This is a genomic window from Microbacterium canaveralium (genome assembly GCF_047238045.1).
Taxonomy (GTDB): domain Bacteria; phylum Actinomycetota; class Actinomycetes; order Actinomycetales; family Microbacteriaceae; genus Microbacterium.
This window is the reverse complement of sequence record NZ_JBDFMA010000003.1, coordinates 1,895,283-1,914,664: the sequence shown is the minus strand read 5'-3', so window position 1 is coordinate 1,914,664 and position 19,382 is coordinate 1,895,283. Positions and strand designations below refer to the sequence as shown.

Genomic DNA, 19,382 nt, shown 5'->3' with positions numbered 1-19,382 from the left:
CGTGTCTCATCAGAATGGGCGTTTATCGCATTCCGGCACCCCCGCGGCACGCGTTCACCCCACTGTTAGCCTGGGGTGAAGCTACCGAGGAGGACCTGTGTCCCAGGCCGATTTCGTCGTCGTCGCCAATCGTCTACCGGTGGATCGCACCCCCGACGGGGAGGGATGGCGTCGCTCGCCGGGTGGTCTGGTGACCGCGCTCGAACCGGTCATGCGCCGCGCCGAGGGTGCCTGGGTGGGGTGGGCGGGTCAGCCCGACGTGAGCCTCGAGCCCTTCGATTTCGAGGGCACCCACCTCGTGCCGGTCGAGCTGTCCGCGGCGGACGTGCAGCACTACTACGAGGGTTTCTCGAACGACACGATCTGGCCGCTCTACCACGACGTGATCGCGGAGCCGACGTACAAGCGCGCCTGGTGGGACGCGTACGTCCGGGTGAACCGCCGGTTCGCCGAGGCGGCTGCCGCTGTGTCCGCCGACAAGGCGATCGTGTGGGTGCAGGACTACCAGCTGCAGCTCGTGCCGAAGATGCTGCGCGAGTTGCGTCCCGACCTCACGATCGGGTACTTCCACCACATCCCGTTCCCCGCCTATGGCCTCTACGCGCAATTGCCCTGGCGCAAGCAGGTGCTGGAGGGACTCCTCGGCGCCGACGTGATCGGGTTCCAGCGCGTGGCGGACGCCGGCAACTTCGCGCGTGCCGTGCGCCGCCAGTTGCGGTACGAGACCAAGGCCAGCGGGATCTCGGTCCCGGACGGGCAGGGCGGCACTCGCGTGGCTCTCGCGAAGGCGTTCCCCATCTCCATCGACGCCGACTCGTACATCGAGCTCGCGCAGCGTCCCGACATCCAGCAGCGCGCGCGAGAGATCCGCGAGGGTCTCGGCAACCCGCGGAAGATCCTGCTCGGCGTCGACCGTCTCGACTACACCAAGGGCATCCGCCACCGCCTCAAGGCGTGGGGCGAGCTCCTCGAGGATGGTCGGGCGACGGTGGAGGATGCCACTCTCGTCCAGGTGGCGAGCCCGAGCCGCGAGCGCGTCGACGCGTACGTGCAGCTGCGCGACGAGATCGAGATGACGGTGGGGCGCATCAACGGCGACTACGACAGCACAACCCACACGGCGATCCGGTACCTGCACCAGTCGTACCCTCGGGAGGAGATGGTCGCGCTGTTCCTCGCGGCCGACGTCATGCTGGTCACCGCGCTGCGGGACGGCATGAACCTCGTCGCGAAGGAATACGTCGCGAGTCGCATCGACAACCGCGGGGTCCTCGTCCTCAGTGAATTCGCCGGTGCCGCCGACGAGATGGGCAGTGCGCTGCTCATCAACCCGCACGACATCGACGGCCTGAAGGACACGATCATCCGCGCGATCGACATGCCTGCGGCCGAGCAGGGGCGGCGGATGCGAGCACTGCGCAAACGCGTGCGCGACCACGACGTCGAAGACTGGTCGAGGGAATTCCTCGACGCGCTGTCCGCGTTCCACGACCGCGCCTCCTCCGCCAGCGCGAACGCCGAGGTGCAGGCGTCGGTGGACGAGCGACGGGATGACTCATGACCGCCGCCGACGCGGCCATCGAGGCCGTCTCGACGACCCCCGTGCTCCTGGTGGCCCTCGACTTCGACGGGACGCTCGCGCCGCTCGTGGACGACCCCATGACCGCGCGGATGACGCCTCGGGCACGCTCGGCCGTCGACGCCCTCGCCGCACTGCCCGACACGGTGGTCGCCCTCGTCTCCGGCCGATCGCTCGGGCACCTGCGCGAGATCGCCGAGCACGACGACGCCTCGCCGGTGTGGATCGCGGCGTCGCACGGCGCGCAGTTCTGGGTACCCGGAGCCGGCGGGGAGTCCACGCCCGACGACGCGGCTGACCTCGCGCTGCGCGATCGGCTTCAGAGCGCGATCACGGAGGGTGTCGCCCACTTGACCGGTGTCTGGATCGAGCCGAAGGAGTTCGGCGTCGGCGTGCACACCCGGACGGCGGATGCCGACACCGCCCGCGAAGCACGCGCGGTCGCCGATCAGCTGGTCGCGGCGGACGCACCGGAGTGGCGGCGTCGCACCGGTCACGACATCCTCGAGTTCGCGTTCCGCCACGAGGGGAAGGACTCCGCGGTGCAGCACCTCCGGGAGCGCGCGGGCGCGACGGCGGTGATCTTCGCGGGCGACGACGTCACCGACGAGGACGCGCTCCGCACGCTCGGCGCCGGGGACCTCGGCATCCACGTCGGCACCGGTGACACGGCCGCGGCGCTCAAGGTCGCCGACATCGACGGATTGGTCGATGTCTTGGAGGTTGTCGCGCATCAGCGCGTCTCCCGCGCGCAATAGACTGCGAGGATGCCCGCACCGCAGAATTTCACCCCCGCCGGCGAGATCGACATCAAGCCCCGCAGCCGGGTCATCACCGATGGCATCGAAGCCACCACGTCGCGAGGAATGCTCCGCGGCGTTGGCATGGGCGATGACGACTGGGACAAGCCCCAGATCGGCATCGCGTCCAGCTGGAACGAGATCACGCCCTGCAACCTGAGCCTGGATCGCCTCGCCCAGGGCGCCAAGGAAGGCGTGCACTCCGGCGGCGGCTATCCGCTGCAGTTCGGCACCATCTCCGTCTCGGACGGCATTTCGATGGGCCACGAAGGCATGCACTTCTCGCTCGTCTCGCGCGAGGTCATCGCCGACTCCGTCGAGACGGTCATGATGGCCGAGCGCCTCGACGGCTCGGTCCTGCTGGCCGGCTGCGATAAGTCGATCCCGGGCATGCTCATGGCATCCGCCCGTCTCGACCTGTCCAGCGTCTTCCTCTACGCCGGCTCGATCGCCCCCGGATGGGTGAAGCTCTCGGACGGCACCGAGAAGGAGATCACGATCATCGACTCCTTCGAGGGTGTCGGTGCGTGCCTCGCCGGTCGCATGAGCGAGGCCGACCTCAAGCGCATCGAGTGCGCGTTCGCTCCCGGCGAGGGTGCGTGCGGCGGTATGTACACCGCCAACACGATGGCCTCGGTCGCCGAGGCCCTGGGGCTCAGCCTCCCCGGCTCGGCCGCCCCGCCCTCCGCCGATCGGCGCCGCGACTACTTCGCCCACCGCTCGGGCGAGGCCGTCGTGAACCTGCTGCGTCAGGGCATCACGACCCGCGACATCCTGACCAAGGAGGCGTTCGAGAACGCGATCGCCCTCGCGATGGCGCTCGGCGGCTCGACGAACGTCGTCCTGCACCTCCTCGCCATCGCGCGCGAGGCGGAGGTGGACCTCACGCTCCACGACTTCAACCGCATCGGCGACAAGACGCCGCACGTGGCCGACATGAAGCCGTTCGGGCAGTACGTCATGAACGACGTCGACCGCCACGGTGGCATCCCGGTGATCCTGAAGGCGATGCTCGACGAGGGCCTGCTGCACGGGGACGCCCTTACCGTCACGGGCAAGACGCTCGCCGAGAACCTCCGCGATCTCGATCCCGACCCCGTGGACGGCAAGGTCATCCACCGCTTCGACGACCCGATCCACGCGACGGGCGGCATCACGATCCTGCACGGCTCCATGGCGCCGGAAGGTGCGGTCGTGAAGTCCGCCGGCTTCGACGGCAACGTGTTCGAGGGTCCCGCGCGGGTGTTCGAGCGCGAGCGCGCCGCCATGGATGCGCTCGAGGCGGGCGAGATCCACGCCGGCGACGTCGTCGTCATCCGCTACGAGGGTCCCAAGGGTGGCCCCGGCATGCGCGAGATGCTCGCGATCACCGCCGCCATCAAGGGCGCGGGGCTCGGAAAAGATGTACTACTCTTGACGGACGGTCGATTCTCAGGCGGCACAACCGGCCTCTGCATCGGCCACATAGCTCCCGAAGCGGTGGACGCAGGTCCGATCGCCTTCGTGCGCGATGGTGATCTGATACGGGTCGATATCGCCGCTCGCACTCTCGACTTGATCGTCGATGACGCCGAGCTGGGTTCCCGCCGCGACGGCTGGGAGCCACTTCCCCCGCGCTATACCCGTGGCGTTCTGGCCAAGTACTCCAAGCTCGTGCACTCCGCTGCGGAAGGCGCCGTCACGGGCTGACGGCCGTCTCCCTTTCACCCCCCACTGGTTCCGAGGTACCACCATGTCCGCCGAATCCGCCACGGCCGTTCCCCGGCCCCCCGCTCGCACCGCTCCGACGCCCGTGCTCACGGGCGCCCAGGCGGTCGTCCGTTCGCTCGACCTGCTCGGCGTCACCGACGTGTTCGGTCTGCCGGGCGGGGCGATCATGCCCGTCTACGACCCGCTCATGGATGACGAGAACGTCCGCCACATCCTCGTCCGCCACGAGCAGGGCGCCGGCCACGCGGCCGAGGGCTACGCCGCGGCCTCGGGCCGCACCGGTGTCGCGATCGCGACGTCGGGCCCCGGCGCCACGAACCTCGTCACCGCCATCGCCGACGCCTACATGGACTCGGTGCCGCTGGTGTGCATCACCGGTCAGGTCTTCTCGACCCTCATGGGAACGGATGCCTTCCAGGAGGCCGACATCGTCGGCATCACGATGCCGATCACGAAGCACTCCTTCCTGGTGAAAACCGCCGAGGACATCCCCGGTGCGATCGCGGCGGCGTTCGAGATTGCCTCGACGGGCCGCCCCGGCCCGGTGCTGGTGGACATCACCAAGGACGCGCAGCAGAACTCGGCGCCGTTCATCTGGCCGCCGAAGATCGACCTGCCCGGCTACCGTCCCGTCACGAAGGCGCACGGCAAGCAGATCCAGGCCGCGGCCCAGCTGATCGCCCACGCGAAGAAGCCCGTGCTGTACGTCGGCGGCGGAGTCATCCGCGCGAAGGCGTCCGCGGAACTGAAGACGTTCGCCGAAGCGACCGGCGCACCGTTGGTGACCACCCTCATGGCGCGCGGGGCGTTCCCCGACTCGCACGACCAGCACCTGGGCATGCCCGGCATGCACGGGACGGTGCCTGCGGTCCTCGCGCTGCAGGACAGCGACCTCATCGTGTCGCTCGGTGCCCGCTTCGACGACCGTGTGACGGGCAAGGCCTCGCTCTTCGCCCCCAACGCGCAGGTCGTGCACGTCGACATCGACCCCGCCGAGATCTCCAAGATCCGCGCCGCGGACGTCCCGATCGTGGGCGACCTCAAAGAGGTGCTCGTCGACCTGGATGCCGCCTTCCGCCAAGCGGCATCCGAGACCGAGGTCGACTACTCGGAGTGGTGGACCTTCCTCAACGGTCTGCGGGAGGAGTTCCCCCTCGGTTACACGCCGACCACCGACGGTCTGCTGTCGCCGCAGCAGGTGATCCAGCGGATCGGTGAGATGACCGGACCCGAGGCGATCTACGCCGCGGGCGTCGGCCAGCACCAGATGTGGGCGGCGCAGTTCATCAAGTACGAGCGCCCCAACGCGTGGCTCAACTCCGGCGGCGCCGGCACGATGGGTTACTCGGTCCCCGCGGCGATGGGCGCCAAGGTGGCCGAGCCTGACCGCGTGGTGTGGGCGATCGACGGCGACGGCTGCTTCCAGATGACCAACCAGGAACTCGCGACCTGCGTCATCAACGACATCCCGATCAAGGTCGCGATCATCAACAACTCCTCGCTCGGCATGGTGCGCCAGTGGCAGACGCTGTTCTTCGACGGCCGTCACTCGAACACCGACCTGAACACGGGGCACGGGACGCGTCGCATCCCCGACTTCGTCAAGCTCGCCGAGGCCTACGGCTGCCTCGCGATCCGGGTCGAGAAGGAAGAGGAGATCGACGCGGCGATCCAGCTCGCGCTCGACACGAACGACCGGCCCGTCGTGATCGACTTCGTCGTGAGCGCGGATGCCATGGTGTGGCCGATGGTTCCGCAGGGCGTGAGCAACAGCTACGTCCAGTACGCCCGCGATCACTCGCCCGCCTTCGCCGAGCAGGAGGACTGACATGTCGAGGCACGTTCTGAGCCTCCTCGTGGAGGACAAGCCGGGTCTGCTGACCCGCGTCGCCGGTCTCTTCGCCCGCCGCGGCTTCAACATCGAGTCGCTCGCGGTGGGGGTCACCGAGGTGCCGGGGCTGTCCCGCATCACGGTGGTCGTCGACGTCGAGGGTCTGCCCCTCGAACAGGTGACCAAGCAGCTGAACAAGCTCATCAACGTCATCAAGATCGTCGAGCTCGACCCGAGCAGCTCGGTGCAACGTGAGCACGTGCTCGTGAAGGTGCGCGCCGACAACGCCAGCCGCTCCCACGTGCTCGAGGTCGTGAATCTCTTCCGCGCGTCGGTCGTCGACTACGCGCCCGACGCCCTCGTGATCGAGATCACCGGCGACTCGGGCAAGGTCAGTGCATTCCTCAAGGCCATCGAGCCGTTCGGCGTGAAGGAGCTCGCGCAGTCGGGCCTGCTCGCCGTCGGCCGCGGCGGCAAGAGCATCACCGAGCGCGTCCTGCGCGGCTGAACCCCACCACTTCCACACACCCCCGGTCCTGCGTCGCGGGACCTGTATTCAAGGAGAAAGCATCCCCATGGCAGAGATCTTCTACGACGACGACGCCGACCTGTCGATCATCCAGGGCAAGAAGGTTGCGATCGTCGGCTACGGCTCGCAGGGTCACGCGCACGCGCAGAACCTCCGCGACTCGGGCGTCGAGGTCGTCATCGCGCTCAAGGACGGTTCCAAGTCGGCCGCGAAGGCGCAGGAAGACGGCTTCGAGGTCAAGAACGTCACCGACGCGACCGAGTGGGCCGACCTGATCATGATCCTGGCGCCCGACCAGCACCAGCGCTCGATCTACGCCGACTCCATCAAGGACAAGCTCACCGAAGGCAAGACGCTCGCGTTCGCCCACGGCTTCAACATCCGCTTCGGCTACATCGACGCACCCGAGGGCGTTGACGTCATCCTCGTCGCCCCCAAGGCTCCCGGTCACACCGTCCGTCGCGAGTACGTCGCGGGCCGTGGCATCCCGGACATCATCGCGGTCGAGCGCGACGCCTCGGGCTCGGCCTGGGACACCGCGCTGTCGTACGCCAAGGCCATCGGCGGCACCCGCGCCGGCGTCATCAAGACGACCTTCACCGAAGAGACCGAGACCGACCTGTTCGGCGAGCAGTCGGTGCTCTGCGGTGGCATGAGCCACCTGGTGCAGTACGGCTTCGAGACGCTCACCGAGGCCGGCTACCAGCCCGAGATCGCGTACTTCGAGGTGCTGCACGAGCTGAAGCTCATCGTCGACCTGATGTGGGAGGGCGGCATCGCCAAGCAGCGCTGGTCGATCTCCGACACGGCCGAGTACGGTGACTACGTCTCCGGCCCCCGCGTGATCTCGCCCGAGGTCAAGGAGAACATGAAGGCCGTTCTCGCCGACATCCAGTCGGGCGCGTTCGCCGAGCGCTTCATCGCCGACCAGGACAACGGTGCCCCCGAGTTCCTCGCGCTCCGCGAGAAGGAGCAGGGCCACCCGATCGAGGCCACCGGCAAGGAGCTGCGCGGCCTGTTCGCGTGGAAGCAGCAGGACAGCGACTACGTCGAGGGCTCGGCCGCGCGCTGATCCTCTTCCGAACGCCCCGGGCCCATCGTGGTTCCGGGGCGTTCGCCGTTTCGGCGGGGCGCGACCGCGTCGTCTCGGGCCGGCGCTACCGTGGACACGTGAGCACTCCGCGCGACGACGACGCCCTCTCCTGGGACGGTGACGACGACCCGACGCTCGACGTGGGCGAGAAGCGCGCCCCGGAGCGCGTCGCCGAGGCCGAGCCGCTCGACCCCGAGCCCCTTCAGCCGACGCCCGTCGCCGAGCCGCTGCAGCCCACGACCTCGCGCGAGACGCCGGCCGCCCGGCATCCCGAGCCCGAGCCCGACGCGACCGTCGACGGACCCGAAGCGGATGCCGCGCACTCGGCGCCGCTCGGCAACGTGGGCCTCGTCGGCATCGGGATGGTGGCCGCGACCTTCGTCCTCTTCGCGATCGGCTGGCTCGTCGCCGGCTTGAAATTGCGCGGTCTCGGGCTGCCGATCCCCGAGGTGACGGTGCTCGCCCTCACGATCGCGGCGGCGCTCGCGCCGCTGGTCTGGTTCGTCGCGGTGCTCGCCCTCACCCGCGGGTGGCGCACATGGCAGAGGTTCTTGCTGCTGATCCTCGGCATCCTGCTGCTCGTGCCGTGGCCGTTCCTGTCGTTGGGAGCCCTCGCATGAGTACGGACACCCGCGTTTCCCGGCGGCGTCTGCCCACGTGGATCGTCGTCACGATCGCCGGGATCTTCGGCCTCTTCTACGCCTTCGTCGTGTGGAGTTCGGTCGCGCTCCTCATCCAGCAGGCGACCGGCGCGCTCGGGCTCAACGGCCTCGGATGGTTCGTCTACATCCTGCCGATCGTGTTCCCGCTCGTGGCTTTCGGCGTCGCGTTCGGCATCGGCGCGCGGCGCAAGGCGGGGGAGTTCTCGCTGGCGCTGCTCGCCGGGCTGACTCTCTCCGCGGCCTTCTGGCTCGCGGTCGTCGGGTACGGGACGACCTCGTACGGGCTGTACGGCGGCTGACCGCTACGCGCTCTCCGGCGTCTCACCGCCCCGGCGCCCCGGCTGCAAGGTTCCGCGAAACCGCATCGGGCTGACGAGCGCGCGGCATCCTTCCGTGTCTTCGTCAGGCAGATGGAGTCTCGCGAGGGTCTGGGGAACGCCGTCACACGGTCCGGCGAGCATCGAGCACCGCGCTAGGCTGGCAGACGGCCCGCACGGGTCGCGCGCCCGGCTTGCGTCGGAGATGTGCGCCGGTGCGCGCCGGTCCCGTGCACCGTTTCGAAGGACTCATCCGTGACGAAGCCCGTCGTGCTCATCGCCGAAGAACTCTCTCCCGCCACGATCGACGCGCTCGGCCCCGACTTCGACGTGCGCAACGTCGACGGGACCGACCGCCCCGCGCTGCTCTCGGCCCTCGCCGACGCGCACGCGGTGCTGGTGCGTTCGGCCACCAAGATCGACGCCGAGGCCATCGCGGCCGCGCCGGTCCTGAAGGTCGTCGCCCGCGCCGGCGTCGGGCTCGACAACGTCGACATCAAGTCGGCGACGGCCGCCGGAGTCATGGTCGTCAACGCCCCGACGTCGAACATCATCTCGGCCGCCGAGTTGACCGTCGGACACGTCCTGAGCCTCGCCCGCCGTATCCCCGCGGCCCACGCCTCGCTCGCGCGGGGCCTGTGGAAGCGCAGCTCGTTCACGGGCACCGAGCTGTTCGAGAAGACGATCGGCATCATCGGCCTCGGCCGCATCGGCGCACTCATCGCGGCGCGCCTCCAGGCGTTCGACATGCGCGTCATCGCTTACGACCCCTACGTCACGGCGACGCGCGCGCAGCAGCTGGGCGTGCAGCTGGTCTCTCTCGACGAGCTGCTCGATCAGAGCGACTTCGTCACCATCCACATGCCCAAGACCCCCGAGACCACCGGGATGATCGGTGAGGCGCAGCTCCGCCGCATGAAGAAGTCCGCGTACGTCATCAACGTCGCGCGCGGCGGGCTCATCGACGAGGACGCGCTGTACGACGCGCTCACCGCCGGCGAGATCGCCGGTGCCGGCCTCGACGTCTTCTCGACGGAGCCTCCGGCCGAGGACGGCCCGGCCCGGAAGCTGCTCGACCTCCCGAACGTCGTCGTTACCCCGCACCTCGGTGCCAGCACCGAAGAAGCGCAAGAGAAGGCGGGCGTCTCGGTTGCGCGTTCGGTGAAGCTCGCGCTCGAGGGCGATCTCGTCCCGGATGCCGTGAACGTCGCCGGCGGCGCGATCGACCCGTTCGTGCGCCCCGGCATCGCGCTTGTCGAGATGCTCGGCCAGTTCTTCAGCGGCCTCGCCGACAGCGCGCTCTCCAGCCTCGACATCGAGGTGCGTGGCGAGCTCGCCGAGTACGACGTGAGCGTGTACCGTCTCGCCGCGCTCAAGGGCATCTTCAGCCGCATCGTGAGCGAGACGGTGTCGTACGTGAACGCGCCGCTCTTCGCCGAGCAGCGTGGCGTCGAGACGCGCCTGATCGTCGAGTCCGACAGCCCGCTCTACCGGAACATCACGATCCTCCGCGGAACCCTGGCCGACGGCTCGACCCTCGAGGTCGCGGGTACGCTCGCGGGCACCCGCATGGTGCCCAAGGTCGTCGGAATCAACGGCTACGAGATCGAGGTGCCGATCGAGACGCACCACATCGTGATGCGCTACGCCGACCGCCCCGGAATCGTCGCGATCTACGGTCAGAAGCTCGGCGAGGCGGGCATCAACATCGCCGGCCTCCAGGTCGCCCGACCGGATGCCACGGGCCGTGCGCTCTCCGTCCTCACCGTCGACTCGCCTGTGCCCGACGAGATCCTCGACGCGATGCGCGAAGCAGTGAACGCGGATCTGTTCCGACAGATCGAGATCGTCGAGAGCTGAGGTTCGACACGTTCGGGGGAGGGGGTCGCGAAAGCGGCCCCCTTCGTCGTTCCTCGGGGTGAAGAACGCACCGCGGCTGGTGGAATCGGTCGGTTCAGGAGAACGCCGATCCCTGGTGTCGCCACCATCGACACATGACGTCCTTCATGATCGCGCGGTTCGCGCTGGTCGCGGCGGCGGGGGCACTCCTGATCGTGGGAATTGCCGGCGCGCTGCGTGCCGAATGGTGGGGAATTCTGGCGACGATCGGCGCGGTCTTGATCCTGTGGGGCGTCGCGCTCACGGCATCCAAAGACTCCGCGCCCGCTCGCTCCACCTCGCGCGGACGTCAGGTGGTCGCGGCGACGACGGCCGAGATGAGGGCGTCGAGGTCGGCGCCCTCGAGCGCGGGGCCCGGCAGGGCGTTGAGGTCGAGCACGGCGTTGAAGTAGAGGCCGTCACTGACGAGAAGCACCATCTGGAGCGCCGTTTCGTCACGGGTGTGGGGGCGGAGGCTGTCTTCCCACAGCTCACGCACCCGACGCAGGCTCGCGGAGGCCGCGTCGCTGCCGTTCTGGGCGAGGCGGGAGACCGCGAGGATCGTCACGTCGAGGAGTGAACCGGTGTTCTGCGAAGACCGCAGATGCGCGGCCACCACTCCCTCGGAGGATTTCTCGATCTCGTCGACGTCCTGCTGGGCGAGCGTCTCCAGCCGCGTGACGAGTGCTTCCTCAAGCGCGCTCTTCGAGTTGAAGTGATACAGCAGCCCGCCTTTGGAAACGCCCGCGGCGCGCGCAGTGGCATCCATCGTGGCGGCGCGTTCCCCTTCGTCGACGAGGATGCGCGTGAAGGCGTCGAGAACGGCTTCGCGGGCAAGGGGCGGTCGACTCATGGCCTCTCGATCGTAGTGGCGGGTGGTGTGACGATTCTGTTACTATACCGGCTGGACGGTTTAGAAACGGAACTCGGAAGAATGCTTACCTCGTCGTTGCCCACTCAAGAGATCAATGCCCCTCGCGCCGGCTGGCGCGGGTGGTTCGCGCTGGCGGTGCTCATGCTGCCCGTGCTGCTGGTGTCTGTCGACAACACGGTGCTCAGCTTCGCCCTACCGGAGATCGCCCTGTCGTTGCAGCCCTCCAGCATCGAGCAGCTGTGGATCATCGACGTGTACCCGCTCGTGCTCGCCGGTCTCCTGGTGACCATGGGGACGCTCGGCGACCGGTTCGGCCGTCGTCGGCTCCTGCTCATCGGCGCGACGGGCTTCGCCGCGGTATCCGCTCTGTCGGCGTTCGCGCCCACCGCCGCGCTGCTCATCACCGGTCGTGCGCTCATGGGCGTCTTCGGCGCCATGCTGATGCCGTCGACGCTGTCGCTGCTTCGGAGCATCTTCCGTGACCGCGACGAACGCCGACTCGCCATCGCCGTCTGGGCGTCGGGATTCTCCGCGGGCGCGGCGCTGGGACCGATCGTCGGCGGATTCCTCCTCGAGCACTTCAGCTGGGGGTCGGTCTTCCTCATGGCGGTCCCGGTGCTCGTTCCGCTGCTCCTCCTTGCCCCGTTCTTCGTGCCCGAGAGCCGCGACCCCGCGCCGGGGCGGTTCGACCCGCTGAGCGTGCTGCTGTCGCTGGCGACCATGGTGCCGATCGTCTACGGCATCAAGAAGCTCGCGGTCGACGGACCGACGATGGTCACCCTCGCGCTGTTCGCGGCGGGCATCGTGTTCGGCTGGTTGTTCGTGCGGCGCCAGCGCTCCCTGCCGAGCCCGATGCTCGACATGACGTTGTTCCGTCGGGGTACGTTCTCCGGCGCGATCCTGGTCAACCTGCTCAGCGTCGTCGGACTCGTGGGGTTCCTGTACTTCGTCGCGCAGCACCTGCAGCTGGTCGTGGGGCTCACGCCGATGCTGGCCGGTTTCGCGCTGCTGCCCGGCCTCGTGCTGATGATCGTCGCAGGCCTGGCGGTCGTTCCGGTGGCACAACGATTCGCGCCGCGACGCGTCGTTCCCGCGGCGCTGGCGTTCTCCGTCGTCGCCTACGTGCTCGTCGCCTTCTCGACCTCCGACCTCGTGCTGCTCATCGTCGCCTTCGGGTTGCTCGGCATCGGCATCGGCGCGGCGGAGACCGTCTCGAACGAGCTCATCCTGTCCAGTGCTCCGCCCGCCAAGGCGGGTGCCGCGAGTGCCGTCTCCGAGACGGCGTACGAAGTGGGCGCTGTGCTCGGTACCGCCGTGCTCGGCGGCATCCTGGCCGCGTTCTATCGCACGCAACTCGTGCTGCCCGCTGGGCTGCCGGATGCCGCGGCCGATGCCGCCCGCGAGACGCTCGCCGGCGCCGTTGCGGTGTCGCACACGCTCGATGACGCCGCCCTCGGCGAATCGCTGCGGCTCGCCGCTGCGCACGCGTTCGACTCGGGTGTGGTGGTCACCGCGCTGATCGGTGCGGGACTCATCGTCGTGGCAGCCGTCATCGCGGCCACTACCCTGGGAGGATCCCGCGGCGCGTCGACGAAGTGATGCGCCCTGAGCGCTGAGGAGTGCGATGTCGCGCGTCGTGAAACTGGCCGTCATTCCCGGTGACGGCATCGGTCCCGAGGTCGTCACCGAGGCCGTGAAGGTTCTCGACGCGGTCACCGCCGAGTCTGGGGTGGAGTTCGAGAAGACGCCCTTCTCCCTCGGCGCCGGCCGTTACCTCGAGACCGGCGACACTCTCACCGACGCCGACCTCGCCGCGATCGCCGAGCACGACGCGATTCTCCTCGGCGCCGTCGGGGGAGTGCCCGGCGACCCGCGTCTGAAGGACGCGAACATCGAGCGGGGTCTGCTGCTGAAGCTGCGGTTCGAGCTCGACCACTACGTCAACCTCCGGCCGTCGAAGCTCTACCCGGGGGCGGCGGGTCCGCTCGCGAATCCCGGCGAGATCGACTTCGTCGTCGTCCGCGAGGGCACCGAGGGTCCGTACGTCGGCAACGGCGGCTCGATCCGGCGCGGCACACCGCACGAGGTCGCCAACGAGACGTCGGTGAACACGGCGTACGGTGTCGAGCGCGTCGTCCGGTACGCGTTCGAACTCGCCGAGCGCCGCCGCAAGAACCTCACGCTCGTGCACAAGACCAACGTGCTCGTGCACGCGGGCGGGATGTGGAAGCGCATCGTCGACGCGGTGGCGTCGGAACATCCCGAGGTCGACGTAGACTACCTGCACGTCGATGCGGCCACTATCTTCCTGGTCACGAACCCGAGCCGCTTCGACGTGATCGTCACCGACAACCTCTTCGGCGACATCCTGACTGACCTGGCCGGCGCCGTCACCGGTGGCATCGGCCTCGCCGCATCGGGCAACATCAACCCCGACGGCGCGTTCCCCTCGATGTTCGAGCCCGTCCACGGATCGGCGCCCGACATCGCGGGTACCCAGAAGGCCGATCCCACGGCCGCGATCCTCTCCGTCGCCCTCCTGCTCGACCACCTCGGGCTGCACGACGAAGCCATCCGCGTCACCCGTGCGGTGGAGGACGACATCGCGACCCGGGATGCCACGCGAACCACCGCGCAGATCGGCGACGCCATCGCTGAACGAGTCCGGGCGTAACCTGGACCGATCGGCCCGCGCCGCCACCCGCGCCCCCGACACCGTGCGAAAGAGACCATGACGACAATCGATACCGACCCCGACACCGGACTCGACCCGCTCGAGTTCGCCGTCACCCGCAATCTCGCCGCGAAGAGCCCCGCTCAGCGCGACGAGGTCCTCGCCAACCCGGGCTTCGGGCAGGCCTTCACCGACCACATGGTCGACATCTGCTGGTCGGTCCGCGGCGGTTGGCACCGGCCCCGCGTCTCGCCCTACGGTCCGATTTCGCTGGACCCCGCGGCGGCCGTGCTGCACTACGGCCAGGAGATCTTCGAAGGCATCAAGGCGTACCGTCACGCCGACGGATCGATCCACACCTTCCGTCCCGATCAGAACGGTCGACGCCTGCAGCGTTCAGCGCGCCGCCTGGCGCTGCCGGAACTGCCCGTCCCGTACTTCCTCCAGTCCCTGCGTGAACTCATCGCCGTCGACGGTGCCTGGGTTCCCTCCGGTGCGGACCAGAGCCTGTATCTGCGGCCCTTCATGTTCGCGAAGGAGGCGTTCCTCGGTGTCCGCCCCGCCCACAAGGTCGCGTACTACCTGATCGCCAGCCCCGCGGGTGCGTACTTCAAGGGCGGCGTTCAGCCGGTGTCGATCTGGCTGAGCGAGGACTATTCCCGCGCCGGCAAGGGGGGTACGGGCGCGGCGAAGACCGGTGGCAACTACGCGGCGAGCCTGCTTCCGCAGTCCGAGGCGTACGAGAACGAGTGCGACCAGGTCGTGTTCCTCGACCAGGACCGCAACATCGAGGAGCTCGGCGGTATGAACATCGTGTTCGTCTACAAGGACGGCACGATCGTGACGCCGCAGTCCGACTCGATCCTCGAGGGCATCACGCGCGACTCGCTCCTCCAGCTCGCCCGCGACCGCGGCCACCACGTGGTCGGACGCAACGTGTCCCTCACCGAGTGGCGTGAGGGCGTGGCATCCGGAGACATCGTCGAGGTGTTCGCGTGCGGAACCGCAGCGGTCGTCACCCCGATCGGCACGCTGAAGGGCAAGGACTTCATCGACGAGCAGCCCGCGGGAACGCTGGCGCTGGAGTTGCGCCAGGAGCTGACCGACATCCAGTACGGCCGTGCCGAAGACAAGCACGGCTGGCTGTACCGCCTCGACGCCTGAGCGCTCCGCCCCACCGATAAACGCCGTTCGTTTCCAAACACGCTGTGTCGCAGCGTGTTTCGCGACGAACGGCGTTTGTCGGTGCCGGGGCGCGGCGTGGGCTGCGGAGGACCGGATGCCACGTCGGAGGCCCCCGATAGGCTGGAGGCGTGAAGATCGCTCGGTTCAGCTACCAGGAAACGCTCCGCTACGGGATCATCGACGACGCAGAGCTGGTCGTCCTCGAGGGCGATCCGCTCTTCGCGGGCTTCGGTACGACGGGGGAGCGCATTCCGCTCGCCGACGTCACGTTGCTGGCACCGGTCATTCCGCGCTCGAAGGTCGTGTGCATCGGGAAGAACTACCGCGACCATGCCGCCGAGATGGGCGGTGAGGCCCCGGCCGAGCCCCTGATGTTCCTCAAGCCCAACACCTCGGTCATCGGACCCGACGACGTCATCGTCCGGCCGACGGCCCTCAGCGACCGCACGGACTACGAGGGTGAGGTGGCCGTCGTCATCGGCCGCGTCGCCAAGAACGTGCCGGCCGAGCGCGCCATGGATTACGTGTTCGGTTACACCGTGGCCAACGACGTTACGGCGCGCGACCTGCAGAGCCGCGACGGCCAGTGGACCCGCGCGAAGGGCTTCGACACGTTCTGCCCGCTGGGTCCGGTCATCGAGACCGAGCTCGACACGGATGCCGCCGTCATCACGACGCGGGTCAACGGCGAGGTTCGGCAGAACGGCCCGATGTCCGACATGATCCACTCGGTGCCCGACCTCATCGCCTACGCCTCCGCCGTGTTCACGCTGCTGCCCGGTGATCTGATCCTCACCGGAACACCGGCCGGTATCGGTCCGTTCGAGGCGGGCGACACCGTCGAGGTGGAAGTGAGCGGAATCGGAGTGCTGCGCAACACCGTGCGCGATGCCTGACGTCGCCGCGGGCGCGAGCGCGACGAGTGACGTCGCGCTCGTCCAACGCCGCACCGTGCGCGTGTTGGCCGCGGGACAGGTGCTCACGGGCGTTGCCTTCGGCTCGACACTGTCGCTAGGCGCCCTTCTGGCAGCCGACCTGTCGGGTCAGGAGGCGCTGTCGGGATTCGCGACCGCAGCGGTGACCCTCGGTGCAGCGCTCACCGCGATTCCGCTCGCACGCCTCGCCGCGCGGCGTGGCCGTCGGTTCGCCCTCAGCACGGGCAACGTCGCCGCGCTCGTGGGCATCGCCGTGGTGATCCTCGCCGCCGCGACGCGGGCTTTCCCGATGTTGCTCGTCGGCATCGCGCTCATCGGCGCGGGCAACGCAGGCACGCTGCAGGCACGGTTCGCCGCCACCGATCTCGCGAGCACGAGCCGACGCGGTCGAGATCTCGCGACGGTGGTCTGGGCCACGACGGTCGGCGGGGTCGTCGGGCCACTGCTCCTGGCCCCGGGCGAGGTGCTCGGCGCAGGAATCGGGATGCCGCGCCTCACTGGGGCGTACCTGTTCTCGTTCGCCGCGCAGGCCTGCGCTCTCGCGCTGTACGTCTTGGTGTTGCGCCCCGATCCGCTGCTCCTGGCTCAGCGACAAGCGCGCGCCGCCACCGCCGGCGCGGTCGGTGACACCGTGACCGACCGCCCGCTTCTGGCCCGGTACGCGATGTTCGCGGTCGCCGCGTCGCACGTCACGATGGCATCCGTGATGGCGATGACGCCCGTGCACCTCTCGCACATCGTCGCTCCGGATGCCGTGACCTTCGCAGTCGGCGTGACGATCGCGTTGCACGTGTTCGGCATGTACGGACTGTCGCCGGTATTCGGCATCCTGGCCGACCGTGTCGGTCGCATCCCGGTCGTGCTGCTCGGCCAAGTGCTCCTCGCTGCCGCGCTGGCGGTGGCTGCGGCGCTGTCCTGGTCGCAGGCCGGGGTGCTCGTCGCCCTCGTTTTGCTCGGTCTCGGATGGAGTGCGGCGACGGTCGCCGGCTCGGCGCTGTTGACCGAGGCGACGCCGGTCGACGCCCGCCCGAGGCGACAGGGTCGCAGCGACACGCTCATGACGGCGTGCGCGGCTGTCGGGTCGATCGTCGCGGGACTCATCCTCGGCGGCGCCGGCTACGGCGGGCTGGCCCTGTGGGCCCTGGTGCCGGTCGTCGCGGTGTGCCTCGGCGCCGTCTGGGTCAGAGTGCGAGGCTGAGCGGGGCCGCCCGTTCTTCCCGCAGGGCCGACAGGGCGCGGTCGACATCGTCCTCGTCGTTGAAGACATGGAACGCGACGCGGGCTCGTCCGGCGCGTCCGGAGGCGATGATGCCGGATGCCGTGAGCCGGGCGAGTGCGCAGCCGTCGGCATCCGGCCACGTGACGATCGCCGAGGGGCGGTCGAGTTCGGGAAGATCCATCCCGGCACGGAAGCGGTTCGCCAGCCCGGTCGTGTGGGCGTGAACGGCGGCCGGGTCGGCCGAAGCGAACAACGCGAGTGCCGGCGCGGCACCCACGAACGCCTGCCATGCGGGGGAGACGTCGAATCGCCGCGCGTCCGGGGCGAGCGGCGCACCGATGCCGTAGCACGACGCCCACGGATCGTCGCCGGAGTACCAGCCGGCCTGCACGGGACGAAGCTGCCGCGCGAGGGCGGGGGAGACGGTGAGGAAGGCGACGCCCCGCGGGGCGCACAGCCACTTGTACGCGTGACAGACCGTGGCGTCGAACAGGGTGGCATCCACCGGGAGCCACCCCGCCGCCTGGGTGAGATCGCACAGCGTGCGGGCACCGGTGCGGGCTGCCGCTGCGGCGATGCCGGCGGCGTCGGCGACATCACCGGTCGCGGACTGAACGAGGGAGAAGGCCACCAGCCAGGTGTCCGCCGTCACCTCGTCAGCGAGACGGTCCAGCGGAACGGACCGCAGTCGAACACCGCGGCCGACGTGCGCGAACGGCGCGACGAGCGAGGCAAAATCCCGCTCCGCGCACAGCACCTCGGCTCCATCGGGCACGGCGGCCGCGATCAGGGAGACCGCGACCGAGGTCTGCGCAGCGATCGCGACGTTCGACACGGGTGTGCTGACGAGGCTGGCGTACGAGCGCCGGGCGTCCTCGACCGCACGCGTCGCTGCGGCGACGTCGGGACGACCGGATGCCGCTGCCGCCAGGTCCGCAGTGAGCGCGGCGACCGTGGCGCGCGGTGGCAGACCGACCGTGCAGGCCGCGAGATAGTCGCGACCTCCGGAGAAGTGCGGGGCGAGGGTCATGGACCCAGGATGCCGACGCACCCACGCATTCCACTACGGCAGGTATTGCATGAGAAACATGCGTTCTGATTATGTGTGCGTATGGCAGACGCTCCGCTCGACGACGCGCTCGACGCCCACGCGTTGCGCGTCGTGAAGGCGATCGCCGACACCGGGTCGATCACCGCGGCCGCGAGGGCCCTCGGCTACAGCCAGCCGGCGGTGAGCCAGCAGCTGCGGCGGCTCGAGCGGCGGGCGGGGTTGCCGATCGTCGAGAGGGTGGGTCGAGGCGTGCGCCTGACCGAGGCCGGCTGGGTTCTTGCGCGGCACGCGGCGACGGTGACGACGGCTCTCGACGCGGCAGCGGGCGATCTCGCGGAACTGCGGGGGATGCGCGCCGGTCGCGTGCGCATCGCGGCGTTCCCCTCGGCATCCTCGACGGTCGTCCCTCGGGTGATCGCGGCGCTGTCCGCGCGCCGGCCGGGGGTCGCGCTGAGCTTCGTCGAGGCGGAGCCGCCCGAGGCGATCGCCGCCGTCCGCGAGGATCGCGCCGACATCGCCCTCATCTACAGCTTCCCCGGCGATCGGCGGGAGCGGTTGGAGTCGTCGGCCACGGGACTGTCGGTGCGTGACGTCGGCGGCGACGACACGGTCGTGGTGGTCCCCGCCGACCACCCCGCCGCCGGCGACGACCCCATCGACCTGTCGCTCCTTGCGGGCGAGCGGTGGATCGCCGGCTGTCCCCAGTGCCGCGGACACCTCCTGGAGGCGTGCGGCCGTGCGGGGTTCACCCCCGACATCGCGTTCGAGACTGACAACTACGTCGCCGTCGAGAACCTCGTCGCCCAGGGCGTCGGGGTCGCGATCCTGCCCGGTATGGCCGTGGCATCCCTCCCGCTCGTCGCCGGGATCGCGGTCCCGCGCCTGCCCGCCGCCGAGGCGCGCACACTCCACGTGGTCACCGCGCGCGGCGCCCACCGGGTGCCCGCCGTCGGTGCGGCGCTCCGCATCGTCGATGAGGTGCTTGCCGACCATGCCCGGACCGCGACCGGACACCCCGGCCGGGCGAGTGTCGCCGAGTAGGATC

Annotated in this window: 17 protein-coding genes; 15 read left to right on the top strand and 2 right to left on the bottom strand. The window is 69.3% G+C overall.

Translation table 11 applies throughout. The features are described 5' to 3' along the window. Nucleotides 1-97 precede the first annotated feature (97 nt). The 9 genes from otsA to serA all read left to right on the top strand — a co-directional run bounded on the left by otsA (nucleotide 98) and on the right by serA (nucleotide 10,381). The gene (gene otsA / locus ABC271_RS10150; protein WP_412924753.1) at nucleotides 98-1,561 is read left to right on the top strand and encodes an alpha,alpha-trehalose-phosphate synthase (UDP-forming); all 1,464 of its coding nucleotides are present in this window, start codon (nucleotides 98-100) and stop codon (nucleotides 1,559-1,561) included. Continuing rightward, a complete protein-coding gene (gene otsB / locus ABC271_RS10145) occupies nucleotides 1,558-2,337 on the top strand; it encodes a trehalose-phosphatase (RefSeq protein WP_412924752.1) in 780 nt (259 codons plus the stop codon). The genes otsA and otsB overlap by 4 nt, the downstream gene beginning before the upstream one ends. Nucleotides 2,338-2,346: 9 nt before the next feature. Continuing rightward, nucleotides 2,347-4,068, top strand: a complete 1,722-nt coding sequence (gene ilvD, locus ABC271_RS10140; protein WP_412924751.1) for a dihydroxy-acid dehydratase — start codon at nucleotides 2,347-2,349, stop codon at nucleotides 4,066-4,068. 43 nt (nucleotides 4,069-4,111) lie between these two features. Beyond that, nucleotides 4,112-5,917, top strand: a complete 1,806-nt coding sequence (locus ABC271_RS10135; RefSeq protein ID WP_412924750.1) for an acetolactate synthase large subunit — start codon at nucleotides 4,112-4,114, stop codon at nucleotides 5,915-5,917. Nucleotide 5,918: 1 nt separating this feature from the next. Further along, the gene (ilvN, locus tag ABC271_RS10130) at nucleotides 5,919-6,428 is read left to right on the top strand and encodes an acetolactate synthase small subunit (RefSeq protein ID WP_412924749.1); all 510 of its coding nucleotides are present in this window, start codon (nucleotides 5,919-5,921) and stop codon (nucleotides 6,426-6,428) included. A gap of 67 nt (nucleotides 6,429-6,495) precedes the next feature. Next, nucleotides 6,496-7,521: a ketol-acid reductoisomerase gene (gene ilvC / locus ABC271_RS10125; RefSeq protein ID WP_412924748.1), complete on the top strand. Its 1,026-nt coding sequence runs from the start codon at nucleotides 6,496-6,498 to the stop codon at nucleotides 7,519-7,521. A 98-nt stretch (nucleotides 7,522-7,619) separates the two neighbouring features. Continuing rightward, nucleotides 7,620-8,162 (top strand): DNA polymerase III subunit gamma/tau, encoded by a 543-nt coding sequence (locus tag ABC271_RS10120; protein ID WP_412924747.1) that lies wholly within the window; start codon nucleotides 7,620-7,622, stop codon nucleotides 8,160-8,162. Then, nucleotides 8,159-8,503 (top strand): bacitracin resistance protein, encoded by a 345-nt coding sequence (locus ABC271_RS10115; protein WP_412924746.1) that lies wholly within the window; start codon nucleotides 8,159-8,161, stop codon nucleotides 8,501-8,503. The genes ABC271_RS10120 and ABC271_RS10115 overlap by 4 nt, the downstream gene beginning before the upstream one ends. 273 nt (nucleotides 8,504-8,776) lie before the next feature. Then, nucleotides 8,777-10,381, top strand: coding sequence for a phosphoglycerate dehydrogenase (serA, locus tag ABC271_RS10110; protein WP_412924745.1), 1,605 nt, complete (start codon nucleotides 8,777-8,779; stop codon nucleotides 10,379-10,381). Between the two features lie 328 nt (nucleotides 10,382-10,709). Here serA and ABC271_RS10105 read toward each other — a convergent pair whose 3' ends face one another. Continuing rightward, nucleotides 10,710-11,252 (bottom strand): TetR/AcrR family transcriptional regulator, encoded by a 543-nt coding sequence (locus ABC271_RS10105; RefSeq protein ID WP_412924744.1) that lies wholly within the window; start codon nucleotides 11,250-11,252, stop codon nucleotides 10,710-10,712. Nucleotides 11,253-11,333: 81 nt separating this feature from the next. Here ABC271_RS10105 and ABC271_RS10100 point away from each other — a divergent pair, with 81 nt between their 5' ends. The 5 genes from ABC271_RS10100 (at nucleotide 11,334) to ABC271_RS10080 (ending at nucleotide 17,265) form a co-directional block, all read left to right on the top strand. Further along, entirely contained in the window at nucleotides 11,334-12,872 is a 1,539-nt protein-coding gene (locus tag ABC271_RS10100; protein ID WP_412924743.1) for an MFS transporter, read from the top strand. Between the two features lie 25 nt (nucleotides 12,873-12,897). Next, on the top strand, nucleotides 12,898-13,947 hold the full coding sequence (locus ABC271_RS10095; protein WP_412924742.1) for a 3-isopropylmalate dehydrogenase: 1,050 nt from the start codon (nucleotides 12,898-12,900) through the stop codon (nucleotides 13,945-13,947). A gap of 57 nt (nucleotides 13,948-14,004) precedes the next feature. After that, on the top strand, nucleotides 14,005-15,111 hold the full coding sequence (locus ABC271_RS10090) for a branched-chain amino acid aminotransferase (protein WP_412924741.1): 1,107 nt from the start codon (nucleotides 14,005-14,007) through the stop codon (nucleotides 15,109-15,111). Nucleotides 15,112-15,260: 149 nt separating this feature from the next. After that, a complete protein-coding gene (locus ABC271_RS10085) occupies nucleotides 15,261-16,028 on the top strand; it encodes a fumarylacetoacetate hydrolase family protein (protein WP_412924740.1) in 768 nt (255 codons plus the stop codon). Then, on the top strand, nucleotides 16,021-17,265 hold the full coding sequence (locus tag ABC271_RS10080) for an MFS transporter (protein WP_412924739.1): 1,245 nt from the start codon (nucleotides 16,021-16,023) through the stop codon (nucleotides 17,263-17,265). Before ABC271_RS10085 ends, ABC271_RS10080 begins: the two co-directional genes overlap by 8 nt. Here the strand turns inward: ABC271_RS10080 and ABC271_RS10075 are convergent. After that, nucleotides 17,249-18,316, bottom strand: a complete 1,068-nt coding sequence (locus ABC271_RS10075) for an aminotransferase class V-fold PLP-dependent enzyme (protein WP_412924738.1) — start codon at nucleotides 18,314-18,316, stop codon at nucleotides 17,249-17,251. The two genes, ABC271_RS10080 and ABC271_RS10075, sit on opposite strands and share 17 nt — an antisense overlap. Before the next feature lie 81 nt (nucleotides 18,317-18,397). On the opposite strand from ABC271_RS10075, the gene ABC271_RS10070 reads away from it, so the two are divergent. After that, entirely contained in the window at nucleotides 18,398-19,378 is a 981-nt protein-coding gene (locus ABC271_RS10070) for a LysR family transcriptional regulator (protein ID WP_412924737.1), read from the top strand. Nucleotides 19,379-19,382: the final 4 nt, after the last annotated feature.

What these genes read in the sequence shown, in the direction of transcription:
- ABC271_RS10135 (WP_412924750.1), top strand. Translation starts at nt 4,112, where the DNA reads ATGTCCGCCGAATCCGCCACGGCCGTTCCCCGGCCCCCCGCTCGCACC.
- ilvN (WP_412924749.1), top strand. Translation starts at nt 5,919, where the DNA reads ATGTCGAGGCACGTTCTGAGCCTCCTCGTGGAGGACAAGCCGGGTCTG.
- ABC271_RS10070 (WP_412924737.1), top strand. Translation starts at nt 18,398, where the DNA reads ATGGCAGACGCTCCGCTCGACGACGCGCTCGACGCCCACGCGTTGCGC.
- ABC271_RS10080 (WP_412924739.1), top strand. Translation starts at nt 16,021, where the DNA reads ATGCCTGACGTCGCCGCGGGCGCGAGCGCGACGAGTGACGTCGCGCTC.
- ABC271_RS10115 (WP_412924746.1), top strand. Translation starts at nt 8,159, where the DNA reads ATGAGTACGGACACCCGCGTTTCCCGGCGGCGTCTGCCCACGTGGATC.
- ABC271_RS10075 (WP_412924738.1), bottom strand. Translation starts at nt 18,316, where the DNA reads ATGACCCTCGCCCCGCACTTCTCCGGAGGTCGCGACTATCTCGCGGCC.
- ilvD (WP_412924751.1), top strand. Translation starts at nt 2,347, where the DNA reads ATGCCCGCACCGCAGAATTTCACCCCCGCCGGCGAGATCGACATCAAG.
- otsB (WP_412924752.1), top strand. Translation starts at nt 1,558, where the DNA reads ATGACCGCCGCCGACGCGGCCATCGAGGCCGTCTCGACGACCCCCGTG.
- ABC271_RS10100 (WP_412924743.1), top strand. Translation starts at nt 11,334, where the DNA reads ATGCTTACCTCGTCGTTGCCCACTCAAGAGATCAATGCCCCTCGCGCC.
- ABC271_RS10095 (WP_412924742.1), top strand. Translation starts at nt 12,898, where the DNA reads ATGTCGCGCGTCGTGAAACTGGCCGTCATTCCCGGTGACGGCATCGGT.
- ilvC (WP_412924748.1), top strand. Translation starts at nt 6,496, where the DNA reads ATGGCAGAGATCTTCTACGACGACGACGCCGACCTGTCGATCATCCAG.
- ABC271_RS10090 (WP_412924741.1), top strand. Translation starts at nt 14,005, where the DNA reads ATGACGACAATCGATACCGACCCCGACACCGGACTCGACCCGCTCGAG.
- ABC271_RS10105 (WP_412924744.1), bottom strand. Translation starts at nt 11,252, where the DNA reads ATGAGTCGACCGCCCCTTGCCCGCGAAGCCGTTCTCGACGCCTTCACG.